Origin of the sequence: Pantoea sp. B270, assembly GCF_018726825.1 — a bacterium.
In the GTDB taxonomy this organism is placed as follows: domain Bacteria; phylum Pseudomonadota; class Gammaproteobacteria; order Enterobacterales; family Enterobacteriaceae; genus Pantoea; species Pantoea dispersa.
In genome coordinates this window covers 2,786,896-2,806,142 of sequence record NZ_JAHCSX010000001.1, presented here as the reverse complement: position 1 = coordinate 2,806,142, position 19,247 = coordinate 2,786,896, and the positions used below count along the sequence as shown (strand labels likewise).

The following is a 19,247-nucleotide window of genomic DNA, read 5'->3' as shown; positions in this document are numbered from 1 at the left end:
CGCCTGGCGGCAAGGGCAGATATCTGCGAGGGCGTAATCAGCTAAGCGATCAGGCTGGTGACACACAGCCTGCACGGCCGCGCGTTGCAGAATACAGAATACGACTGGATAAATTTACAGCCATTATAGCAGCGAGGTCAGCGATGCCAACTGATGAATTTCCACGTGTGGCAACAGGCGCGCGTCATCAATCTTCATCAGATTGCCGTCACGCAGGTTGATCCAGCACGCCTGCAGACCGGCGCGCAGCGCACCGGCGACGTCGGTGGTCAGGTCATCGCCGACGTGCAGAATATGCTGCGGCGCAATGCCCAACCGTTCGGCGGCCAGATGGTACATATCCTGCCACGGCTTGGCGCGCCCGTGCGGACCGGCGCGCAGCGCGAACTGGAAGTAGTGATCAATGCCGAGCTTTTGCGGGTCGGCGTTGCCATTGGTGATCGCCACCAGCGGCACGCGCTCGCCGAGCCAGGCCAGCGTCTGATGCGTCTCTTCTGGCATCTCCACCGCACTGCGCCACTGATGAAACACGCTCATCACGTCGCGGGCACCTGCGCTGGCTTGCGCGGCCGGCAGTCCGGCGTTGAGCAGCGCCAGCTCTACCGAGCGGCGACGCCACTCAGAGACATCGTGATAAATTTCCGGCTCACGCAGCAGCAGTTCATCGCGCAGCGCCTGATAATCTTCCGGCGTAAACTCGTGCAGCGCCGGGTGATACGCCTGCAGCGCAGCGTGCGATTCCGCCGTGGTTTTGCGGATCACCGGATAGTTGTCATACAGCGTATCGTCAAGATCGAAGGTGATGGCTTTGATCGGGCCCAGCGGGCGATAAAACTTCATTCAGACTTTCCTCGTTTGGCACGCGGGTGTGCCGCATCGTATACCGACGCCAGATGCTGGAAATCCAGGTGGGTATAGATTTGCGTGGTCGAGAGGTTGGCGTGGCCGAGCAACTCCTGCACCGCGCGCAGATCGCCGCTCGATTCCAGCAGATGGGTAGCAAACGAGTGGCGCAGCTTATGCGGGTGGATATGGCTGGCGACGCCCTGCTTAATGCCCCATTCGGCGAAGCGTTTCTGCACATTGCGCGCCGAAATACGGCTGCCGCGCGTCGACACAAAAACCGCATCATCCTGCGGCGCGAAGCAGTTGCGTAGCGGCAGCCAGTGCTGCAGCCAGGTGACGGCGGTGCCGCCAATCGGCACGCGGCGCTCTTTGCTGCCTTTACCGCGCACCCAGACTTCACCGCTCTCCAGGTCCAGATGACGACAGTCGATGCCCACCAGCTCAGCGAGACGTAAACCGCCGCCGTACATGGTTTCCAGCATGGCGCGGTCGCGCACCGCCAGCGGATCGTCGAGGTCGATCTCCAGCAGTTGGCTGACTTCGTCGACATCCATATTTTTTGGCAGATGCCGTGCGTTGCGCGGCGTGGCGATACCTTTGGCCGGATTGGCCGTCAGCATGCCCTGACTGACCTGCCAGTCGAGAAAACTGCGCAGCGCCGACATGCGCAGCGCCAGGCTGCTGGCCCCGAGGCCGCCGCGCCGGCTGCGCGCCGCCAGACTGCGCACCTGTGCCGGTTCCAGCTGCGACCACGCGGTAATGTGCATGTCATCCGCCATGGCGATAAGCGCCTGCAGCTGGCGCTGGTAATTTTTTTGCGTCAGCGGGCTGAGCTGGCGTTCGACTTTCAGATAGCGCAGAAAGCCCTCAACGGCCGGCAACAGCGGGCTGGCGCTGCTCATGCGCGCTCAACCCAGCGAGACAGCAGGTCGGGCAGCATTTGTGCCAGATGCTGCAGCAGCAGCGTGCCCATGCCCGCCTGATAGTGCTGGTTGTCGCGGCTGCTGAAGATCAGTACGCCGAGATCGCCCTGCTCGCCCATCAGCGACATCGCCACCGATCCGACGGCTTTTGCCTGCGGCAGCAGCAGCAGCAGCTCCGGTCCGTTCAGACTGCCAAGGTAGTGATGCTGCTGACCAAAGCGCTGGATGCGCAGCGGCTCAAACGCCTGGCGTGACAGACCAAGCTGGGTGAAATCGGAGGGTGCGCCGATGCGCCAGCGGTCGCTGAACAGCCGCACATTAGCGCCCGCCAGGCCAAGCTCGCGCGCCCAGCGATGCAGGCGCGTCAGCATCTCCTGCAGGCTATCGGCCGCCGCGAGATGGCTCTGCAACGCCAGCAGGCGATCGAACAGCTGATGATTGGCGGTTGCCTGCTCCATCAGCAGCGTGATCTCCTCTTCCAGCTGCTGGATGTGGTTGCGCTGACGCGCCATATGCCACTCCACCAGCGATACGCTGCCGCGCACCGGATGCGGCACCATCATTTGCTCAACCTGGCGCGCATTGCGAATAAAGAAATCGGGGTTGTGACGCAGCCAGGCGCTCACCGCCTGATCGTCCAGCAAAACCGCGCTGTCGGTCTGCTCTTCGATATTTTTCATAGATGAATAAACCCATCATAGACGTGTGTGGCTGGCCCGGTCATAAACAGCGGCTGACCGGCCCCTTTCCAGGCGATATGCAGCGTGCCGCCGGGCAGATCGACGCGCACTTTCTCCGCCAGAATGCCCTGCTGAATGCCGCAGGCCACTGCGGCGCAGGCGCCGCTGCCGCACGCCTGGGTTTCGCCCGCGCCGCGTTCATACACGCGCAGACGGATGTGTTCCGGATTGACCACTTCCATAAAGCCGACGTTCACGCGCTCGGGAAAGCGCTCATGGCTCTCCAGTGCCGGACCGAGCGTCTCCACCGCGGCGGTTTTCACACTTTCAACCTGGATCACGCAGTGTGGATTGCCCATTGATACCGCGCCAAACATCACGGTCTGCTCGGCCACGCGCTGCAGATAGAGGTTTTCCGCCTTGTTAGCGCGCAGCGGCACCTGCTGCGGGTCAAAGTTGGGCTCGCCCATGTTAACGCGTACCAGCTCATCGCTGGTGACGCTCAGTACCATGCGGCCGGTCTGGGTGCTGACGCGAATGTCGCTTTTATTGGTCAGCCCTTTGAGGCGAACAAAGCGGGCAAAACAGCGCGCGCCGTTGCCGCACTGTGCCACTTCGCTGCCGTCAGCGTTGAAGATGCGGTAGTGGAAATCGAGATCCGGATCGTAAGGTGGCTCGACGATCAGCAACTGATCGAAGCCGATCCCCAGATGCCGATCCGCCAGGCGGCGAATCAGTTCCGGCGAAAAAAAGACGTTTTGCGTCACGGCATCGACGACCATAAAGTCGTTACCGAGACCGTGCATTTTCGAGAACTGCATTTTCTGCTCCGCCGGATGACTCATCGGGTTTAATTCGCCTGCACGCCAGCCGGTTTGCTGGTGACCAGGCCGCTGGTATCCGCATCCTGTGCTGCTTTCTGCTGCTGCTCAGTCACCGGCTGATTTTTCTGTTGCGGCCGATCGTTGGGCGGGAAATACAGCGGTCCTTTCAGGCCACAGCCTACCAGGCTGACCAGTGCCAGCGCCATACCCAGCTGGCTCATCACTCGTATCATTCTGTCTGCTCTTTTTATCCAAATCCCAGCTGCTTATCATCGCAGTTGACGTTGTAAAAGCAACAGGAAATATCCGGCAGAAGGTTCAGAAACGGGGGCAGGCCACTGCGTTCAGCGCAGCGGCTTTAGTGCATCTGGTAGCGCGGCTGGAAGTCGCCGTTGTCGTTGTCCGGCTGGGTGGCGCACAGCTGCGTCAGCGTCTGGCTGCGGAACGGAATCACCTGGAAGCGATCGCCGGCGTGCACAATCTGATAGAACTGCGGCAGGTTGAAATTGATAAAGCTCGAGCCGTAGGTAAAGCGATCGTGCGACGACGAATAGAAGCGGCTGACGTCACGTACCAGCTCCTCTTTGCTGCCTTCGCAATGGTGATACACCTCCACCCGGTTGCTTTCATCGAGGATATAGATGTTAAAGCCGCGATCATCACTGGTGTCTTCAAAGAAGAACTGAATGATGCCTTCGCTGGCATAGCCGTTGACCACCGGCGGCAGCGGCGTCTGGTTCGATTCAACTTTGATCGACAAACCGTGCAGCTTGTTGTTGGAAATCGCGCCGTAAAATTCGACTGCGTTTTCCAGCTTCTGCACCGAGACGCTCATGCGCTCGAAAAACAGCCCCCAGGTCTGACCGGCCATGCGCAGCGCTTTAAAGCGGCCCGGCTCCTGACGCGTGCTCGACAGGCGCAGCTCAATGCATTCCGACACCAGCTGCTGCACGCGGGTACGAATCAGACCGCGCAGATGCTGGCTGTAGCAGAATACTTCCACCGTGTCCGGCGGTGCGGCGTCCTGATGCATTTTGCCCAGGATGGTTTTCAGCGCTTCAATCATCGCCTGCTCGCCGCTGAAGTGCAGCGTGCGCACTTCATTCCACGAGTTGCGGTACAGCAGATCGATGCTGCCGATCAGGCACTGCTGTTGCTGGCCAAAGCTAAACACATCCAGCTTGCGGAAGTCGAAGTGCACCACCTGATTGCGGAACGCTGAGGTCGGATCGTGTTCGAGGTTAACGATGATCGCCAGATGCCGGATTTCGCACGGGCTGTAGAGCGCTTTCGGCGTCGGTGCCGGCAGGCGCAGCGGGAAGTGGCTGGAGACATCGTTGACCAGCTCCTGCAGGCGCGGCAGATCGCAGAACTCGTTGCCCTTAATGTGCAGACGGGTTTTGCGCGTCAGCAGTCCGTTAAACCACGCCCATGCCACTAACTTGTTGAGATAACGGTTATATTCCAGCGGCTGATGGCTGATGATTGAACTCATGTCCGGCGACTGGTTATACAGATACCAGCCGGCACGGTTGGCGCGCCCCGCCGGCACATGAATAAAGGTCAGGTTCTCTTCCGACAGATCGGGTGAGATTTGCGGGTTCACCAGCGTGACTTTGCCCGGCAGCGCTTCAAACGCGGCGTACAATTTACGCGTCAGCACGCCGATGTCCTGCGGGCTGGCGCTGACGCTTAAATTGTTGCGACGGGCAAAACGGATCAGGTTGCGATAGCTCTGCATCATCGCATCCAGCAGCTCGTTGTGCGCCTCGCGCACCCGTTCGATTTTCCACTGCGCGCGATTATCCAGCACCGCCAGCTTCTCATCGTCCCAGCCCCACTCTTTCACCAGCTGCGACAGGATTTCACGCCGCCAGCCCGCGCGCGGATGCTGCTCCTCGCTGGAGAGTTTTTCGCACACTTTGAGGTAAAAACAGCGGCGCACCAGGTCGAGGCGCGCGGTGTCATCGACGCTGGTCAGATAGCGCGTCACGCGCTCCAGCATCATGCAGTAGGGATCGAGACCGAAGCAGACAATTTCGCCGTCGTGCAGCCGCTGTTTGATATCCATCGCCAGCAGCTGCGTGTTTGGGTATTCCCAGCTGTAAGCTTCCAGCAGCAGGGTTTTCAGCACCGCTTTGTACGGCGAATCGATACTTTTATACAGCTGCCACAGGCTGGCACCGAAATACTCTTCCGCCGACAGCGTGCCGAGACCGCCGAGATCCAGCCACTCATTCGGCGTCAGCACGCCCTGTGAATAGAGCGACATTACGTAATCGTCGTAGTGATGTTCTTCTTCGCCAGGCACCATGTTCCACAGAATGCGTTTGCCCGCCATGCGCACGGCGGTACGGTAGAACTCATCCAGCAGTAAAATATGTTGGGTAGAACCGCAGTCTTCACCGCCGAGGCTGCCGCTCTCATTATGGCGGAAGCGGTTTTCGTCGATCAGGAAGAAGCTGACTTCCACACCCAGCGACACACACCATTTTTGCAGGAGCGTACACTTGCGCTGCAGGTTGAGACGCTCTTCGTTATCCAGCCATGACTGATGGCATACCCAGATGTCGAGATCGGAGACGCTGTTCTGGCCGACGGACGAGGTGCTGCCCATCGAGTAGATGCCGGTGATAGGCAGTTCGCCCTTCACCGCGCTGCTGAGTTCGAGCGGATGGTCGCCCGCTAACTGTTGCAGCAGCTGCTGCTGGTTTTCATCAGGCGCAAAGAAGCTGACGCCATGGGGAACGCTACCTTCAAGGTAACCCGGCATCAGCGGATGATGATAATGCAGTAATGTTGGCAGCAGACTGTAGACGTGCTGGAAAGCAGGTCCCATGGCAGCCAGTGCGCGATCTACACGCAGCTGGTTAATCGCATCCAGTCTCTGTTTCAGTGTCTCAATGTAGAGGTACAAGACGTTTCGCCTGATTGTCCCAGTGTTAAGCACCCTGTTTCCAAAATCTGCCGCTTAATAATAAAGATGTCGGGCAAATTATTGCTGGAAACGTGATCAATCTAACACCTGGAAGATTGACCGTAAAGAAAGTTGCGCTACCTGACAGTTTAGCACGTTCCAAACGTAGCCCTGCATTTTCGGACTCCAGCCTCAGAATCTGACGCCGTAAAAAGCGGGCTCCGGTCTGAGATTGCAGCCTGGTCAATCCGTTGAAACTGACAGCATTCCCCTATCAATGATAGGATAATCGATGAACGATCAAAATGGTTAACAGCATGTTAAACAAAATTTTCAGAATTGCTACCAGGCAAAGCCCGCTTGCCTTGTGGCAGGCACAATATGTCCAACAGCGCCTGATGGCTGCGCATCCCGGCTTGCAGGTTGAGCTGGTGCCGATGGTCACCAAAGGTGATGTCATCCTTGATACGCCGCTGGCGAAAGTGGGTGGCAAGGGACTGTTTGTCAAAGAGCTTGAGCTGGCGATGCTGGAAAACCGTGCCGATATGGCGGTGCACTCCATGAAAGATGTGCCGGTCGATTTTCCCGACGGTCTGGGACTAGTGACCATCTGCGAGCGCGAAGATCCGCGCGACGCGTTCGTCTCGAATCATTATTCCTCGATCGACGCGCTGCCGCAGGGCGCGGTGGTCGGCACGTCCAGCCTGCGTCGCCAGTGCCAGATCAGCGCACGGCGCCCGGATCTGGTGATCCGCTCGCTGCGCGGTAACGTCGGTACGCGTCTCAGCAAACTGGACGCCGGCGAGTATGACGCCATCATTCTTGCTGCCGCCGGGCTGAAACGCCTTGGACTGGAAGATCGCATTCGCCAGGCGCTGCCGGCGGAGTTTTCCCTGCCGGCGGTGGGCCAGGGCGCGGTCGGCATTGAATGCCGCCTCGACGATCAGCCGTTAATTACGCTGCTGCAGGCGCTGAACCACAGCGACACAGCCGTCTGCGTGCGCGCCGAGCGCGCCATGAATACCCGTCTCGAAGGCGGCTGTCAGGTGCCGATCGGCAGTTTTGCCGTGCTGGAAGACGATCAGCTGTGGCTACGCGGCCTGGTCGGTGCGCCGGATGGCAGCCAGATGGTGGTGGGCGAACGCCGCGGCCCGCGTGAACAGGCCGAACAGATGGGGATTTCACTGGCCGAAGAGCTGCTGGACGGCGGCGCGCGCGACATTCTGCGTGAAGTTTATCAGGGACAGCCGCCCGCATGACTATCCTCGTGACCCGTCCGGAACCCGCCGCCAGCGAACTGGTCGCGCGCCTGCGCAGCCAGGGCAAACTGGCGTGGTCGTTTCCGCTGATTGAATTCACGCCGGGTCGCGATCTCTCTCAACTGCCGCTAAAGCTGGCCGCCCTGCAGCCCGGTGACCTGGTATTTCTGCTGTCGCAGCAGGTGGTGCACTTTGCCCAGCCCGCTTTACAGCAGCAGCGCAGCGCGTGGCCGGCATTTCTCGACTATTATGCCATTGGTCGCAGCACCGCGCTGGCGCTGCACACCGTCAGTAATCTGAAAGTTGACTATCCGCATGCGCGGGAAACCAGCGAAGAGCTGGTGCGACTGAATCGCCTGCAGCAGGTCAGCGGCAAGCGTGCGCTGATTCTGCGCGGCAGTCCGGGCCGTGAACTGCTGGCGGAGACGCTGATCGCCCGCGGCGCGGACGTGCAATACTGTGAGTGCTATCAGCGCTGTGAAAAGCAGTACGACGGCGCGATTGAAGGCCGTCGCTGGCGCGATCGCGGTATTACCACGCTGGTGGTGACCAGCGGTGAAATGTTACAACAACTGTTTGCGCTGTTTCCGCCAATCGATCGGCGGGAATGGCTGCTGCACTGTCGACTGCTGGTCGTCAGTGAACGTTTGGCTACCCAGGCCGCCGAATTAGGCTGGCAGGAGATTGAGGTAGCCGATGGTGCGGATAACGACGCGCTGCTGCGTGCGTTACGCTGAACTTAACATTGGGATGAGCCACAATGACGGAACAAAAAGACTCCTCCGCCATGGTTGAAGAAACCACCCCTGCGGACACTTCCCCGACGCCAGCCAGCCAGCCGCCTCGCGCAAAAAAGAGCGACGGCAAGGTGCTGAGCGCGGTGGCAATTGTCATTGCACTGGCGATTGGCGCGGGACTTTACCTGAATGGGAAACACCAGGCCGACTTACAGGCTCAGACTAACCAGAACCTGAGCGAGCAGCTGAGCGCCCTGCAGCAGCAACTGGGCAGCGATAAACAACAGCTCTCGCAGCAGCTGGCGGACGCCAATACTGCGCTGCAGGAAGCACGCAGCCAGCAGGATAACAGCGCCAAAGAGCTGGAGACGCTGCGTGAAAAAGTGGCCACTATTTCCGGCAACGATACCCGCACCTGGCTGCTGGCGCAGGCCGACTACCTCGTCAAACTGGCGGGTCGCAAACTGTGGAGCGATCAGGACGTCACCACCGCGGCAGCGCTGCTGAAAAGCGCAGACACCAGCCTGGCGGAGATGAACGATCCCAGCATCATGAACGTGCGCCGCGCGCTGACCCAGGACATCAGTTCACTGGCGGCGGTCAGCCAGGTGGACTACGACGGCATCATCCTCAAGCTGAATCAGTTATCGAACGGCGTGGATAATCTGCGTCTGGCCGATAACGACAGCGATGAATCGCCGATGGATGCCGACAGCGGTGAGCTCTCCAGCTCGCTGCACGAGTGGCGTCAGAATCTGGTGAAGAGCTGGCACAACTTCATGGATGATTTCATCACCATCCGCCGCCGCGATAACACCGCGCAGCCGCTGCTGGCACCGAATCAGGATGTTTATCTGCGCGAAAACATCCGTTCACGTCTGCTGATTGCCGCGCAGGCGGTGCCGCGCCATCAGGATGAGATCTACAAACAGTCCATCGATGCGGTATCCACCTGGGTGCGTGCCTGGTACGACACTAACGATGCGGCAACCAAAGCCTTCCTCGCCCAGCTCGACGAGCTGAGTCAGCAGAGTATTTCGATGGACGTGCCGGACACGCTGGAGAGCCAGGCGCTGCTGGAAAAACTGATGCAAACGCGCGTGCGCAATCTGCTGGCGCAGCCATCGGCTGCGGCTGATCAACAGGGAGGCTAACCATGCTGAAAGTATTGGTGCTTTTCCTGCTGCTGATTGCCGGCATTGTGCTGGGGCCGATGGTTGCCGGCCATCAGGGCTACGTGCTGATCCAGACCGATAACTGGAACATTGAGACCAGCGTCACCGGTCTGGCCATCATCCTGATTCTCAGCCTGCTGGTGATTCTGCTGGTCGAATGGATTCTGCGTCGCCTGTTCCGCACCGGCGCCCGCACCCGCGGCTGGTTCACCGGGCGGAAACGTCGCAGCGCTCAGCGTCACACGCAAAGCGCGCTGATGAAGCTGGCGGAAGGTGATTACCGTCAGGTAGAAAAGCTGCTGTCAAAGAATGCCGATCACGCCGATCAGCCGGTGGCGAACTATCTGCTGGCGGCGGAAGCAGCGCAGCAGCGCGGCGATGAAATCCGTGCTAACCAGCACCTGGAGCGCGCCTCTGAGCTCTCCGAGAACGATACCATTCCGGTTGAGATCACCCGCGTGCGACTGCAGCTGGCGCGTAACGAAGATCACGCCGCACGTCACGGTATCGATCGCCTGCTGGAAGTGGCGCCGCGCCATCCGGAAGTGCTGCGTCTGGCCGAGCAGGCTTATATCCGCACCGGCGCCTGGGGCGCACTGCTGGATATCCTGCCCTCTATGCAGAAGGCGCAGATTAACGATGAGAACCAGCGTAACGCGCTGCAGCAGCAGGCGTGGCTGGGTCTGATGAATCAGGCTATGGCCGATCAGGGCAGCGAAGGCCTGAAAAAATGGTGGCAGAACCAGAGTCGTAAAACCCGTCAGGAGACCGCGCTGCAGGTGGCGATGGCTGAGCATTTGATCGAGTGCGACGACCCGGACACAGCGCAAAGCATCGTGCTGGAAGGGCTGAAGCGTCAGTATGACGATCGGCTGGTGCTGCTGATGCCGCGCATCAAAAGCGGTGACCCGCAGGCCCTGGAGAAAGCGCTGCGTCAGCAGATTAAGCAGCACGGCGCCACGCCGCTGTTGCACAGCACGCTCGGCCAGCTGCTGATGCGCCACGGTGAATGGCAGCAGGCCGCAGAAGCCTTCCAGCAGGCGCTGGCACAGCGTCCGGATGGCTTTGACTACGCCTGGCTGGCGGACGTTTACGATCGCCTGCATCGCCCGGAAGACGCGGCTAAAATGCGTCGCGAAGGTCTGTTACTGACGCTGAAGAACAATCCTGGCGCCTGATTTTACTGTTGTTATTTTTGTGCACGCCGGGCCAGTCCCGGCTTTTTTTTGCCTGAAAGAGCGTGCAGGGAATACGGCATCAATCCGTGAACGGCAGATAAAAAAACACCTGCCAGAAGCAGGTGTAAGATCAGGTCGGTAAGACAACTGATGGTATCCGACTCAACGTAATGTCCTTCTTACTGCAGTAGCGCGTGCACGTTACTGCCAGCTGGACAACGGATACCGTAAGGGGCTCTGCATCATTCCTAGGTTTATGTTGCATCCGCAAACATAAGAGGTGGAATGAGCATCTACGCAGAGATTATTGCACAAAGCGTGCCAGAATGGCATGAGTCACGGGAAGTTATTTTATATCAGTCAGTTAGATAATCCCTGCCTGCTAACAGCGGTTACGATGTCGCGAAAACGCGACAGACCGGTTTAAAGCTGTCTCCGCTGAGCGACAGGCTGTGCAAGGAAAGGTAAGGCTGTTAAAAATCAGCAGGTTAGGTGTCGCGTAATAGCGACAACTCCCCCGACTGCTTTTCCTTCGCAGCGCCCGGCGCAAACCTCCTTCGGAGGTTCTCATCCTATTTTGCTACAGACGAAAAAAAACCTGCTTTTTGCAAAGCAGGTTTCTTAAATGATGGTCGGCGAGAGAGGATTACGCTTCTCTGCGAGAAGCGCCCTGCGGGCCGTTGCTGACGCAACGTTGTCTCGCTGCGCTCGGCTCAAACCTCCTTCGGAGGTTCTCATCCTCTTTTGCTACGAACGAAAAAAGCCCGCTTTTTACAAAGCGGGCTTTTCGAATATGGTCGGCGAGAGAGGATTACGCTTCTCTGCGAGAAGCGCCCTGCGGGCCGTTGCTGACGCAACGTTGTCTCGCTGCGCTCGGCTCAAACCTCCTTCGGAGGTTCTCATCCTCTTTTGCTACGAACGAAAAAAGCCCGCTTTTTGCAAAGCGGGCTTTTCGAATATGGTCGGCGAGAGAGGATTCGAACCTCCGACCCACTGGTCCCAAACCAGTTGCGCTACCAAGCTGCGCTACTCGCCGATTTTGTACTGCCTGTTACTGCTTACTTGTTTTGCCTGGTGCGAAGAGAGGGACTTGAACCCTCACGTCCGTAAGAACACTAACACCTGAAGCTAGCGCGTCTACCAATTCCGCCACCTTCGCATGTCCCAGCAAAATCTGGGGTGGCTAATGGGACTCGAACCCACGACAACTGGAATCACAATCCAGGGCTCTACCAACTGAGCTATAGCCACCATAATTCTGGTGCGTAAGCGTAACCGCTTACTTAATGCACTGCATAACGCGGTTAAACCAACCACCGAAGCTCTTGCGCACAAACTAAATGGCGCGCCCGACAGGATTCGAACCTGAGACCTCTGCCTCCGGAGGGCAGCGCTCTATCCAGCTGAGCTACGGGCGCGTAGCGCCGTTGCGGATGGGCATACTACGTATTTGACTCCAGGCTGTCCAGTGCTTTTTCATAAAAAAATCGCGTTTGCTTACGCTTTGTGCATTCCGTCGATAAATAACGCAATTTGCCTGCTTAACCTGCCGGAATTACAGCACTATTCCTGCCGCGTTACAGATCGCCGCGCCAGTGATAGCGTAAATATTTCAGCAGTTTTAACTGACGACGCCAGCGTGATGGCTGACGTATCAGGCGATACAGCCACTCCAGCCCTAATTGCTGCCAGATGCGTGGCGCACGCGTGACGTGGCCGGTAAAGACATCATAGGTGCCGCCGACCCCCATATATAGCGCGTGCGGCCAGTGTTCGCGGCAGTCGCGCATCAGCAGCTCCTGGCGCGGCGATCCCTGCGCCACGGTCACAATCTGTGCCCCGCTGGCGGCGATGCGCGCAAATAGCGCCTCGCGTTCGGCAGGGGCGAAGTAGCCGTTCTGGCTGCCCACGATGTTGACGTTCCACTGACGGCGTAATTTATCGCAGGTTTCCTGCAGCACCTGCTCACGCCCGCCGATTAAAAACACCGGAATACCGCTGCGGCCCGCCTGTTCCATCAGCGCTTCCCACAGATCGGCGCCGGCGATGCGGTTCACCGTCAGTTGCGGGTATTTTTTTCGCAGCGAACGCACAATGCTGATGCCGTCCGGGTATTTGATCTCCGCGGCGGCGATCAGCGCGCGTAGCTGGGCATCCTCTTCCAGCGTCAGCATCTTTTCGGCGTTGATCGCCACCAGCGTGCCGCTGCGCGGCTTGCCGTCCGGCAGCAGAAAGTGAAGAAAGCTCGCCATATCGGCGAAAGCGTGTAAATCGATGCCGCGCAGGGTATAACGCGGATGATCGGTTTCCATGGTCGGTATTTCCCGTCAGGCCCGGAGGTTAAGCAGAGCGCGATAAAACTGGCTCCGCGCGCGGGCGAATCAGCCCGGCACGCGCTAACAGCCAGAAAAGTAACTTCGCCAGCCCAACGCAGGCGGCGAAAATCAGGCAAAAGAACACCACGCGCGAGCCGAATGCATCCAGCCCTTCGCGCGCCAGCACGATCATATTGAACACCGCGCCAAAGCAGAAGCTTTGCAAAATGGCACCGCTGTAGCGGTTGCCGGCTTCGCGCCCCTGCTGGTAGAGAGAATCAAACCCTTTCATCAACAGCCCGACCGCTATCGCCCCAAGGGGAATAAAGCCTGCGCCGCCCATGATCAGCAGCGAACCGAGCAACGTGGGCGAAATCGCCAGCCCGGAGTGGTTATTCAGCACTTCCCAGGTGAAATAGTTGGCGCTGTTGAGCACAATTGAGGGCCGATCCGGCCACAGCCAGCCCGGGATAAACACGTAGAAATCACGCCAGATCGGTGCCAGCCCCTGAAAATCGATTTTGTCGTAATTCTGCAGCAGCAGCGCAAGGTTTTCCCACGGCGAAAAGGTGTCGCGCGTCAGATAGAGAAACGTGTAAAACGCTTCATCACCCACCACGTCGAGATTGTAACGACGCAGCGCCAGCCAGAACATGCCGCCAATCGCCATCACGCCAGCCCCCACCAGCATCCACAGCGTAATCCAGCCGCGCGTAATGCCGATGAATAGGAACAGCGCAAAGGCGATGATGATATTGGCGCGCGTCCCGCCCACCAGCGCATAGGTCAGCAGACCAAACGCCACCGTGATCAGCAAAAACAGCAGCCACTGGCGCTGGGTAGGATTAAGGAAATAGCGGATCAGCATCGCCGGAATGAAGAAGTAGAAGAAACGCTTGAGCGCCACGCCGGACACTTCGCTGGAGAAGATCTGGTTATAGGCCGACAGCCGGAACAGCAGCAGGCCGTTATGCATAAAGAACACCGTGACGGTTCCCACCGCCACCAGCGCCAGCAGCAGGCAGGTCAGATGGGTTTCCACCCGGTTCATCGTCAGCCAGGGTTTGCGCGGCACCGCCTGCGCAGGCCGCAGCCGCACTTTGTAGCTGACGTAATAGATGGCGTAGAAACTGGTGGCGGCCAGCAGCGCCTGCAGCAGATAGTCTGCCGGCACCACGCTGACGTTAAAGCGGAACACCAGCACGCTGGTCAGCGGAAAGCCAAAGTAAAAGGTCAGTAAAAACAGCAGGGTAAAGAACAGGTGGAAATTAAAACGCACCCGTTTAAATTCGCGCCAGGTCAGCGTCAGAATGAAGCCCAGCGAAAACAGATACACCACCAGCAGACCACTAAACTGCAGCAGGCTCATGTTGACTCCCTTTCACTCTCCGCCAGCGCGTGGCGCCATCCCGCCAGATAGCCCGGGGCAAAAAAGGCGATAGCGGAACGATCGCACTGCGCCAGCTGACGCTGCGCCTCCGCCACGCGCGTGCGATCCAGCGCATCAGCGCTAAATAACACCGGCAGCCCCTGCTCGCTCAGGTCACGCCAGAACGGATTCTTACGGTTGACCACAAACGGAATGCCGGCCTGAATCAGCAGGCACAGCGTACCAATGCCCTGCTGACGCTCGAACATAAAATAACCGAGCTGACAGCGACTCAGCAATTGCAGATAGGCAGTGAAGTCGATTTTGTCGCGCAGCAGCGTCACCTGGCCGCGCGGAAACAGGCGCTGCGCGGCAGCATCAATCTCATCGATGTACTCATAGTTGCTGGCCGGATAACCGAGCGGGATCACCACGTTAACCTGCTCACCAAACTGGCGGCGAATCGCCTGCAATCCTTCAATGTGCCGGTTGCTGCGATCGCCCGAGTTGCCGAGCAGAATGGTAAAGCTGTCGCTGGCGGCAGGGGCGGGTATCGCGGCCTCCGGCATGCGCGTTGGAAAATAGAGCAGCGAAGTGGGTACGCGCAGATGGCGCTGCTGGAAAAAGTGCAGATCGCCGCGCGTGGCAAACACCTGCGCCATGCGCCCCTGGGCGATACGCCGCAGCAGATAAAACAGGCGGTACTTCAGCCCGGCGCCCTCTTCATAGAGATCGGCGCCCCAGACGTGCCAGAACGCCTGCTGTCGCCGCAGCTTGCCGCTGAGCAGCGCCAGCCACAGGCGCGGATTGAACTGGCCGTGAAAGAAGAAGCGCTGACGGCGATCGGCGGCGCGTGCGATCACCGCCTGCGCCAGCGCGCGCTTGCTGGGATACACGTCGATCTGCAACTGAGGATAGGCCAGCAGGGTATCCGGCGCGGCCGATACCACCATAAACTGACGCGGCGCGTCGGCTGGCGCTTCGACGCTCATGACGTCGTTAAAAAAGCGCAGCAGCGTGTGATTGTGATGCGGGATATCGGAGCCCAGCACGTGAAATAGCGTCATTTTTTCCGGCAATAAATCAAGAAAGCGCCACAGCAAAGGGCAAAGTAGAGCACGTAGGTCGCCATGTAAGCCTGCGCCGCGCCCGCCGTTCCGTGCAGTGGGATCAGCCAGTGCGCAAAGGCGGTCAGCAGCACAAACTGGCTGATTTCCGTGAGAATATAAAAGCGCAGTGAGGCTTTGGCGATCACCAGGTATCCGAAAACATAGGCGCCTACTTTAAAGACGTCACCGCACAACTGCCAGACAAAAAGATCGCGCATGGCGCTGAACTGCGGGGAAAACAGCAGCCAGATGGCGACATCGCGCAGCAGCCAGACGCAAAAGCTGGCCGCCGCCACCGCCGGCAACACAAAGCGCAGCGCACGGCCAATTTCGCGCGCGATGTCGGCTTTATGCTCCAGCCGCGCCAGCGTTGGCAGCAGCCAGACGCTGAACGTGGCGGTGATAAATTGCAGATACGCATCGGAGATGCTGGTGACGCCCTGCCACAGCCCGACCTGCGCCCAGCCCTGCTGTTGCGCCAGCAGATTACGCATCATCACCCAGGCTACCGGCAGGGTCACGGCCGTCATCAGCGCCATCAGGGTAAATTTGGCCAGATTACGCGCCAGCGCCGGCTGCCACTGCGGCATCAGCCAGCGCAGCGGCAGTTCCTCGCGGTGGCGTCGCAGCATCCACAGCGCCGGCCCGACCAGCAGCGCCGGCACCAGCGCCAGCCCGACCAGCGCACCGGCATAGCCACCCAGCCACCAGCACAGCACATAACCCACCACGCCGATCAGGCTGCCGGCAATCAGCGCCAGCGCGTTACCGCGCGCATCGCGAAAACCTTTCAGCAGCGCCAGTGTCAGGTTGGCCCAGGCAATGCCCAGCTGCAAAAAGGCGACGATACGCACCACGTTTTGCCAGGCGGCGTGACCAAACAGCGCCCGGCTGATGGGCTCCGCCGCCAGCAGAAACAGCAGCGCCAGCAGCGTGGAAAACCCCAGCACCATTGCTGACGCAGTGCCGGTCACGGCACGCAGCTGCGCTGGCTGCTGGCGGAACTGCGCGACATAGGTGGTTACGCCGTTGAAGATACCTGCGCCGGCCAGCACACCGAGCCCGGTAATCAGCTGGCGAAAGTTACCCGCCTGGCCGACGCCCTCGGGGCCGAAGCTCACCGCCAGCAGTTTCACCACCAGCAGACCAGCGACAATTTTTACCAGCGTGGACGAGGCGGTCCACACTGAGGCTCTGGCTAACGACATCAGGCAAAGAAGCTCAGCAGCGAACTGATTACCGTACGCTGGTTGTTGTCCGACAGGTTGTAGAACAGCGGCAGCCGCAGCAGGCGCTCGCTCTCGCGCGTAGTGAACGCATCCGTGCCGTGGAAGCGGCCAAAACGCGTGCCGGCCGGTGAGGAGTGCAGCGGGATATAGTGGAACACGGTGAGGATCTCCGCTTCCTTCATCCAGTTAATCAGTGCCTGGCGATCCTCACTGTCGCGCAATTTGAGATAGAACATGTGGGCGTTGTGACGGCAGCTGGCCGGCACCGCCGGTAACGCAATGCGCCCGCTGGCCGCCAGCGGCTGCAGCGCGTCGTAATAGTTCTGCCACAGGCGCAGACGCTGCTGATTGATGCGTTCCGCCGCTTCCAGCTGTGCCCACAGATAAGCCGCCTGCAAATCCGCCATCAGGTAGCTGGAACCAATATCGCGCCAGGTATATTTATCCACCTGTCCACGGAAGAACTGGCTGCGGTTGGTGCCTTTTTCGCGGATGATCTCCGCACGCTCGATCAGTTTCGCCTCGTTGATCAGCGTGGCGCCGCCTTCACCGCCAGCGGTGTAGTTTTTCGTCTCATGGAAGCTAAAGCAGCCAATATGGCCGATGGTGCCCAGCGCGCGCCCTTTGTACTGCGACATCACGCCCTGCGCCGCATCTTCAATCACATACAGCTGGTGTTTCGCCGCCAGCGCCATGATGGTATCCATCTCGCACGCCACGCCCGCGTAATGTACCGGCACGATGGCGCGCGTTTTCGGCGTGATTGCTGCTTCAATCTGCGTTTCGTCGATATTCAGCGTATCCGGACGCACGTCGACGAACACAATGGTGGCACCGCGCAGCACGAAGGCGTTGGCGGTGGAGACAAAGGTGTAGCTCGGCATGATCACTTCATCGCCGGGCTGAATATCGATCAGCAGTGCGGCCATCTCCAGCGAAGCGGTGCACGAGGGCGTCAGCAGCACTTTTTTGCTGCCAAAGTGCTGCTCCATCCACTGCTGACAGCGCCGGGTAAAGCCGCCGTCGCCGCACAGCTTGCCGCTGGCCATCGCCGACTGCATATAGTCAACTTCGGTGCCCACAACCGGGGGCGCGTTAAATGGGATCATCAGGCTTTCCTGTAAAACCAGTAGGCGGTGCTTTCCAGCCGGGCACCGCTGCGTAAATAGAGGCGCATCGCCGTAAGATTGCTGAGTTGGGTTGCGACCCGCAGACGTTCGAGCTGGCGCACCCGGCCCCAGTCGGCTGCCGCCAGCAGCAAACGCTGCCCGACGCCGTTGCCCTGCGCCGCCGGCAGCACCGCCAGCAGACCGATACGCGCGTCACCGGCGACTTCGCGCATGGAGACGAAACCCTGCAGCGCGCCCTGCTCGTCGCAGGCGATCAGACACTGGTGATCAAAAGTGCCGCGCACCGCGTTCTCAATCCACTGTGCGTAGAAGCGGCCGCTATCTTCAGCGTCAAACCAGGGAGCACGAAAACGGCTCTGGCTAAACGCCTGGGCCGCTGCCGCGCGCAGCTGCGGGATCTGCGCTTCACGCGCGATACGCACGCCGGTCTGCCGTTCGGTGCGTTTGATATTGATCGCCAGATCCGCTTCGCCTTCCACCAGCTGAAAACCGTGCTGGCTCAGCGCATCTATCGCCGCGCTGTCCTGCGCCGGCACCTTAACCTGCCACAGCGTGTAAGGCTGCTGCAGCGCCTCGGCCAGCGGCACATCGCCGTCCAGCGTCAGCCGCGCCGTGGCGCAGCGGAAGAAGTCGCTCTCCCATGCAAGGGGATCAATACTGACGCGGACGGGCATGCAGAATATCCAGCAAATACTGGCCGTAGCCGGTTTTGGTCAACGCCTGTGCCGCTGCCAGCAGCTGCTCGTCGCTCAGCCAGCCGTTGCGCCAGGCAATCTCTTCGAGGCAGGCAATTTTAAAGCCCTGGCGTTTCTCCACCGTTTGCACGAACACGCTGGCCTCAATCAGGCTGTCGTGGGTGCCGGTGTCCAGCCAGGCAAAGCCGCGCCCCAACAGCTCCACCGCCAGTTCGCCCTGCTCCAGATACATCTGGTTGATGGCGGTAATTTCCAGCTCGCCGCGCGCCGAGGGCTGCACCTGCTTCGCAAACTCCACCACGCGGTTATCGTAAAAGTAGAGGCCGGTGACTGCCCAGCGCGATTTCGGCTGCTGCGGCTTCTCTTCAATCGACAGCGCGTTGAAGTCGTCATCAAATTCCACCACGCCAAAACGTTCCGGATCCATGACCTGATAGGCAAAGACCGTGGCACCGTGGCTGCGCGCGGCCACCTTTTTCAGTTTCGGACTGAAGCCCTGGCCGAAGTAGAGATTGTCGCCCAGCACCAGACAACAGCTGTCGTCGCCAATGAAGGATTCACCGATGATAAAGGCCTGCGCCAGGCCATCCGGACTCGGCTGCTCGGCATACTGCAGCTGCAGGCCAAATTCACTGCCATCTCCCAGCAGCCGCTCAAAATGGGCGCGATCGTCCGGCGTGGTAATAATAAGAATGTCGCGAATCCCCGCCAGCATCAGCACCGACAGCGGATAGTAGATCATCGGTTTGTCGTACACCGGCAGCAGCTGCTTGGATATCGCCCGGGTTATCGGGTGCAGGCGCGTGCCCGAGCCACCGGCTAAGATGATACCTTTCATCGTTGCTCCTCCTGCATGCGCGC

17 protein-coding genes, 4 tRNA genes and 2 other RNA genes are annotated in these 19,247 nt (G+C 59.5%); 4 read left to right on the top strand and 19 right to left on the bottom strand.

Annotation, left to right across the window (positions count from 1 at the left end; translation table 11 throughout):
* Positions 1 to 123: 123 nt before the first annotated feature.
* The 6 genes from yigB to KOL70_RS13380 form a co-directional block, all read right to left on the bottom strand.
* Entirely contained in the window at positions 124 to 840 is a 717-nt protein-coding gene (gene yigB / locus KOL70_RS13405; protein ID WP_104189200.1) for a 5-amino-6-(5-phospho-D-ribitylamino)uracil phosphatase YigB, read from the bottom strand.
* Complete coding sequence (xerC, locus tag KOL70_RS13400) at positions 837 to 1,748, bottom strand: tyrosine recombinase XerC (RefSeq protein WP_215480779.1); 912 nt, start codon at positions 1,746 to 1,748, stop codon at positions 837 to 839. Before xerC ends, yigB begins: the two co-directional genes overlap by 4 nt.
* Complete coding sequence (locus tag KOL70_RS13395; protein ID WP_021506972.1) at positions 1,745 to 2,449, bottom strand: DUF484 domain-containing protein; 705 nt, start codon at positions 2,447 to 2,449, stop codon at positions 1,745 to 1,747. The genes xerC and KOL70_RS13395 overlap by 4 nt, the downstream gene beginning before the upstream one ends.
* Positions 2,446 to 3,270, bottom strand: coding sequence for a diaminopimelate epimerase (dapF, locus tag KOL70_RS13390; RefSeq protein ID WP_031279612.1), 825 nt, complete (start codon positions 3,268 to 3,270; stop codon positions 2,446 to 2,448). The genes KOL70_RS13395 and dapF overlap by 4 nt, the downstream gene beginning before the upstream one ends.
* Positions 3,271 to 3,299: 29 nt before the next feature.
* Entirely contained in the window at positions 3,300 to 3,506 is a 207-nt protein-coding gene (locus tag KOL70_RS13385) for a lipoprotein (RefSeq protein ID WP_022548017.1), read from the bottom strand.
* Positions 3,507 to 3,631: 125 nt separating this feature from the next.
* Entirely contained in the window at positions 3,632 to 6,190 is a 2,559-nt protein-coding gene (locus KOL70_RS13380; protein WP_058758111.1) for a class I adenylate cyclase, read from the bottom strand.
* Positions 6,191 to 6,507: 317 nt separating this feature from the next.
* Here KOL70_RS13380 and hemC point away from each other — a divergent pair, with 317 nt between their 5' ends.
* From hemC to hemY, 4 genes are read left to right on the top strand one after another with little or no spacing between them, the layout of a single operon-like run.
* The gene (gene hemC / locus KOL70_RS13375; protein ID WP_031279613.1) at positions 6,508 to 7,449 is read left to right on the top strand and encodes a hydroxymethylbilane synthase; all 942 of its coding nucleotides are present in this window, start codon (positions 6,508 to 6,510) and stop codon (positions 7,447 to 7,449) included.
* Complete coding sequence (gene hemD, locus KOL70_RS13370; RefSeq protein WP_021506976.1) at positions 7,446 to 8,186, top strand: uroporphyrinogen-III synthase; 741 nt, start codon at positions 7,446 to 7,448, stop codon at positions 8,184 to 8,186. Before hemC ends, hemD begins: the two co-directional genes overlap by 4 nt.
* 23 nt (positions 8,187 to 8,209) lie before the next feature.
* On the top strand, positions 8,210 to 9,340 hold the full coding sequence (gene hemX, locus KOL70_RS13365; protein ID WP_058758109.1) for a uroporphyrinogen-III C-methyltransferase: 1,131 nt from the start codon (positions 8,210 to 8,212) through the stop codon (positions 9,338 to 9,340).
* A 2-nt stretch (positions 9,341 to 9,342) separates the two neighbouring features.
* Complete coding sequence (gene hemY, locus KOL70_RS13360; RefSeq protein ID WP_058775512.1) at positions 9,343 to 10,539, top strand: protoheme IX biogenesis protein HemY; 1,197 nt, start codon at positions 9,343 to 9,345, stop codon at positions 10,537 to 10,539.
* Between the two features lie 629 nt (positions 10,540 to 11,168).
* On the opposite strand, the gene KOL70_RS13355 is transcribed toward hemY, so the two are convergent.
* From KOL70_RS13355 to rfbA, 13 genes are all read right to left on the bottom strand, one after another.
* Positions 11,169 to 11,298, bottom strand: a non-coding RNA gene (locus KOL70_RS13355) — RtT sRNA.
* 35 nt (positions 11,299 to 11,333) lie between these two features.
* Positions 11,334 to 11,463, bottom strand: a non-coding RNA gene (locus KOL70_RS13350) — RtT sRNA.
* Between the two features lie 35 nt (positions 11,464 to 11,498).
* A tRNA-Pro gene (locus tag KOL70_RS13345) sits at positions 11,499 to 11,575 on the bottom strand.
* Positions 11,576 to 11,611: 36 nt separating this feature from the next.
* Positions 11,612 to 11,698: transfer RNA gene (locus KOL70_RS13340), tRNA-Leu, on the bottom strand.
* A gap of 16 nt (positions 11,699 to 11,714) precedes the next feature.
* Positions 11,715 to 11,790 (bottom strand) — tRNA-His (locus KOL70_RS13335).
* Between the two features lie 90 nt (positions 11,791 to 11,880).
* A tRNA-Arg gene (locus tag KOL70_RS13330) sits at positions 11,881 to 11,957 on the bottom strand.
* Between the two features lie 159 nt (positions 11,958 to 12,116).
* Positions 12,117 to 12,851 (bottom strand): lipopolysaccharide N-acetylmannosaminouronosyltransferase, encoded by a 735-nt coding sequence (gene wecG / locus KOL70_RS13325; RefSeq protein WP_021506979.1) that lies wholly within the window; start codon positions 12,849 to 12,851, stop codon positions 12,117 to 12,119.
* A 28-nt stretch (positions 12,852 to 12,879) separates the two neighbouring features.
* Positions 12,880 to 14,223: an ECA oligosaccharide polymerase gene (gene wzyE, locus KOL70_RS13320; RefSeq protein WP_215480778.1), complete on the bottom strand. Its 1,344-nt coding sequence runs from the start codon at positions 14,221 to 14,223 to the stop codon at positions 12,880 to 12,882.
* The gene (locus tag KOL70_RS13315; protein ID WP_215480777.1) at positions 14,220 to 15,290 is read right to left on the bottom strand and encodes a TDP-N-acetylfucosamine:lipid II N-acetylfucosaminyltransferase; all 1,071 of its coding nucleotides are present in this window, start codon (positions 15,288 to 15,290) and stop codon (positions 14,220 to 14,222) included. Before KOL70_RS13315 ends, wzyE begins: the two co-directional genes overlap by 4 nt.
* On the bottom strand, positions 15,287 to 16,540 hold the full coding sequence (gene wzxE / locus KOL70_RS13310; protein ID WP_215480776.1) for a lipid III flippase WzxE: 1,254 nt from the start codon (positions 16,538 to 16,540) through the stop codon (positions 15,287 to 15,289). The genes KOL70_RS13315 and wzxE overlap by 4 nt, the downstream gene beginning before the upstream one ends.
* Positions 16,540 to 17,670, bottom strand: coding sequence for a dTDP-4-amino-4,6-dideoxygalactose transaminase (gene rffA, locus KOL70_RS13305; RefSeq protein WP_021506983.1), 1,131 nt, complete (start codon positions 17,668 to 17,670; stop codon positions 16,540 to 16,542). The genes wzxE and rffA overlap by 1 nt, the downstream gene beginning before the upstream one ends.
* Positions 17,670 to 18,365 carry a dTDP-4-amino-4,6-dideoxy-D-galactose acyltransferase gene (rffC, locus tag KOL70_RS13300; protein WP_058758102.1) on the bottom strand — a complete coding sequence of 232 codons (696 nt, stop codon included), beginning with the start codon at positions 18,363 to 18,365 and terminating at the stop codon, positions 17,670 to 17,672. Before rffC ends, rffA begins: the two co-directional genes overlap by 1 nt.
* Positions 18,343 to 19,224: a glucose-1-phosphate thymidylyltransferase RfbA gene (gene rfbA, locus KOL70_RS13295; protein WP_021506985.1), complete on the bottom strand. Its 882-nt coding sequence runs from the start codon at positions 19,222 to 19,224 to the stop codon at positions 18,343 to 18,345. The genes rffC and rfbA overlap by 23 nt, the downstream gene beginning before the upstream one ends.
* Between the last annotated feature and the right edge of the window lie 23 nt (positions 19,225 to 19,247).

What these genes read in the sequence shown, in the direction of transcription:
- yigB (WP_104189200.1), bottom strand. Translation starts at nt 840, where the DNA reads ATGAAGTTTTATCGCCCGCTGGGCCCGATCAAAGCCATCACCTTCGAT.
- xerC (WP_215480779.1), bottom strand. Translation starts at nt 1,748, where the DNA reads ATGAGCAGCGCCAGCCCGCTGTTGCCGGCCGTTGAGGGCTTTCTGCGC.
- KOL70_RS13395 (WP_021506972.1), bottom strand. Translation starts at nt 2,449, where the DNA reads ATGAAAAATATCGAAGAGCAGACCGACAGCGCGGTTTTGCTGGACGAT.
- dapF (WP_031279612.1), bottom strand. Translation starts at nt 3,270, where the DNA reads ATGCAGTTCTCGAAAATGCACGGTCTCGGTAACGACTTTATGGTCGTC.
- KOL70_RS13385 (WP_022548017.1), bottom strand. Translation starts at nt 3,506, where the DNA reads ATGATACGAGTGATGAGCCAGCTGGGTATGGCGCTGGCACTGGTCAGC.
- hemC (WP_031279613.1), top strand. Translation starts at nt 6,508, where the DNA reads ATGTTAAACAAAATTTTCAGAATTGCTACCAGGCAAAGCCCGCTTGCC.
- hemD (WP_021506976.1), top strand. Translation starts at nt 7,446, where the DNA reads ATGACTATCCTCGTGACCCGTCCGGAACCCGCCGCCAGCGAACTGGTC.
- hemX (WP_058758109.1), top strand. Translation starts at nt 8,210, where the DNA reads ATGACGGAACAAAAAGACTCCTCCGCCATGGTTGAAGAAACCACCCCT.
- hemY (WP_058775512.1), top strand. Translation starts at nt 9,343, where the DNA reads ATGCTGAAAGTATTGGTGCTTTTCCTGCTGCTGATTGCCGGCATTGTG.
- wecG (WP_021506979.1), bottom strand. Translation starts at nt 12,851, where the DNA reads ATGGAAACCGATCATCCGCGTTATACCCTGCGCGGCATCGATTTACAC.
- wzyE (WP_215480778.1), bottom strand. Translation starts at nt 14,223, where the DNA reads ATGAGCCTGCTGCAGTTTAGTGGTCTGCTGGTGGTGTATCTGTTTTCG.
- KOL70_RS13315 (WP_215480777.1), bottom strand. Translation starts at nt 15,290, where the DNA reads ATGACGCTATTTCACGTGCTGGGCTCCGATATCCCGCATCACAATCAC.
- wzxE (WP_215480776.1), bottom strand. Translation starts at nt 16,540, where the DNA reads ATGTCGTTAGCCAGAGCCTCAGTGTGGACCGCCTCGTCCACGCTGGTA.
- rffA (WP_021506983.1), bottom strand. Translation starts at nt 17,670, where the DNA reads ATGATCCCATTTAACGCGCCCCCGGTTGTGGGCACCGAAGTTGACTAT.
- rffC (WP_058758102.1), bottom strand. Translation starts at nt 18,365, where the DNA reads ATGCCCGTCCGCGTCAGTATTGATCCCCTTGCATGGGAGAGCGACTTC.
- rfbA (WP_021506985.1), bottom strand. Translation starts at nt 19,224, where the DNA reads ATGAAAGGTATCATCTTAGCCGGTGGCTCGGGCACGCGCCTGCACCCG.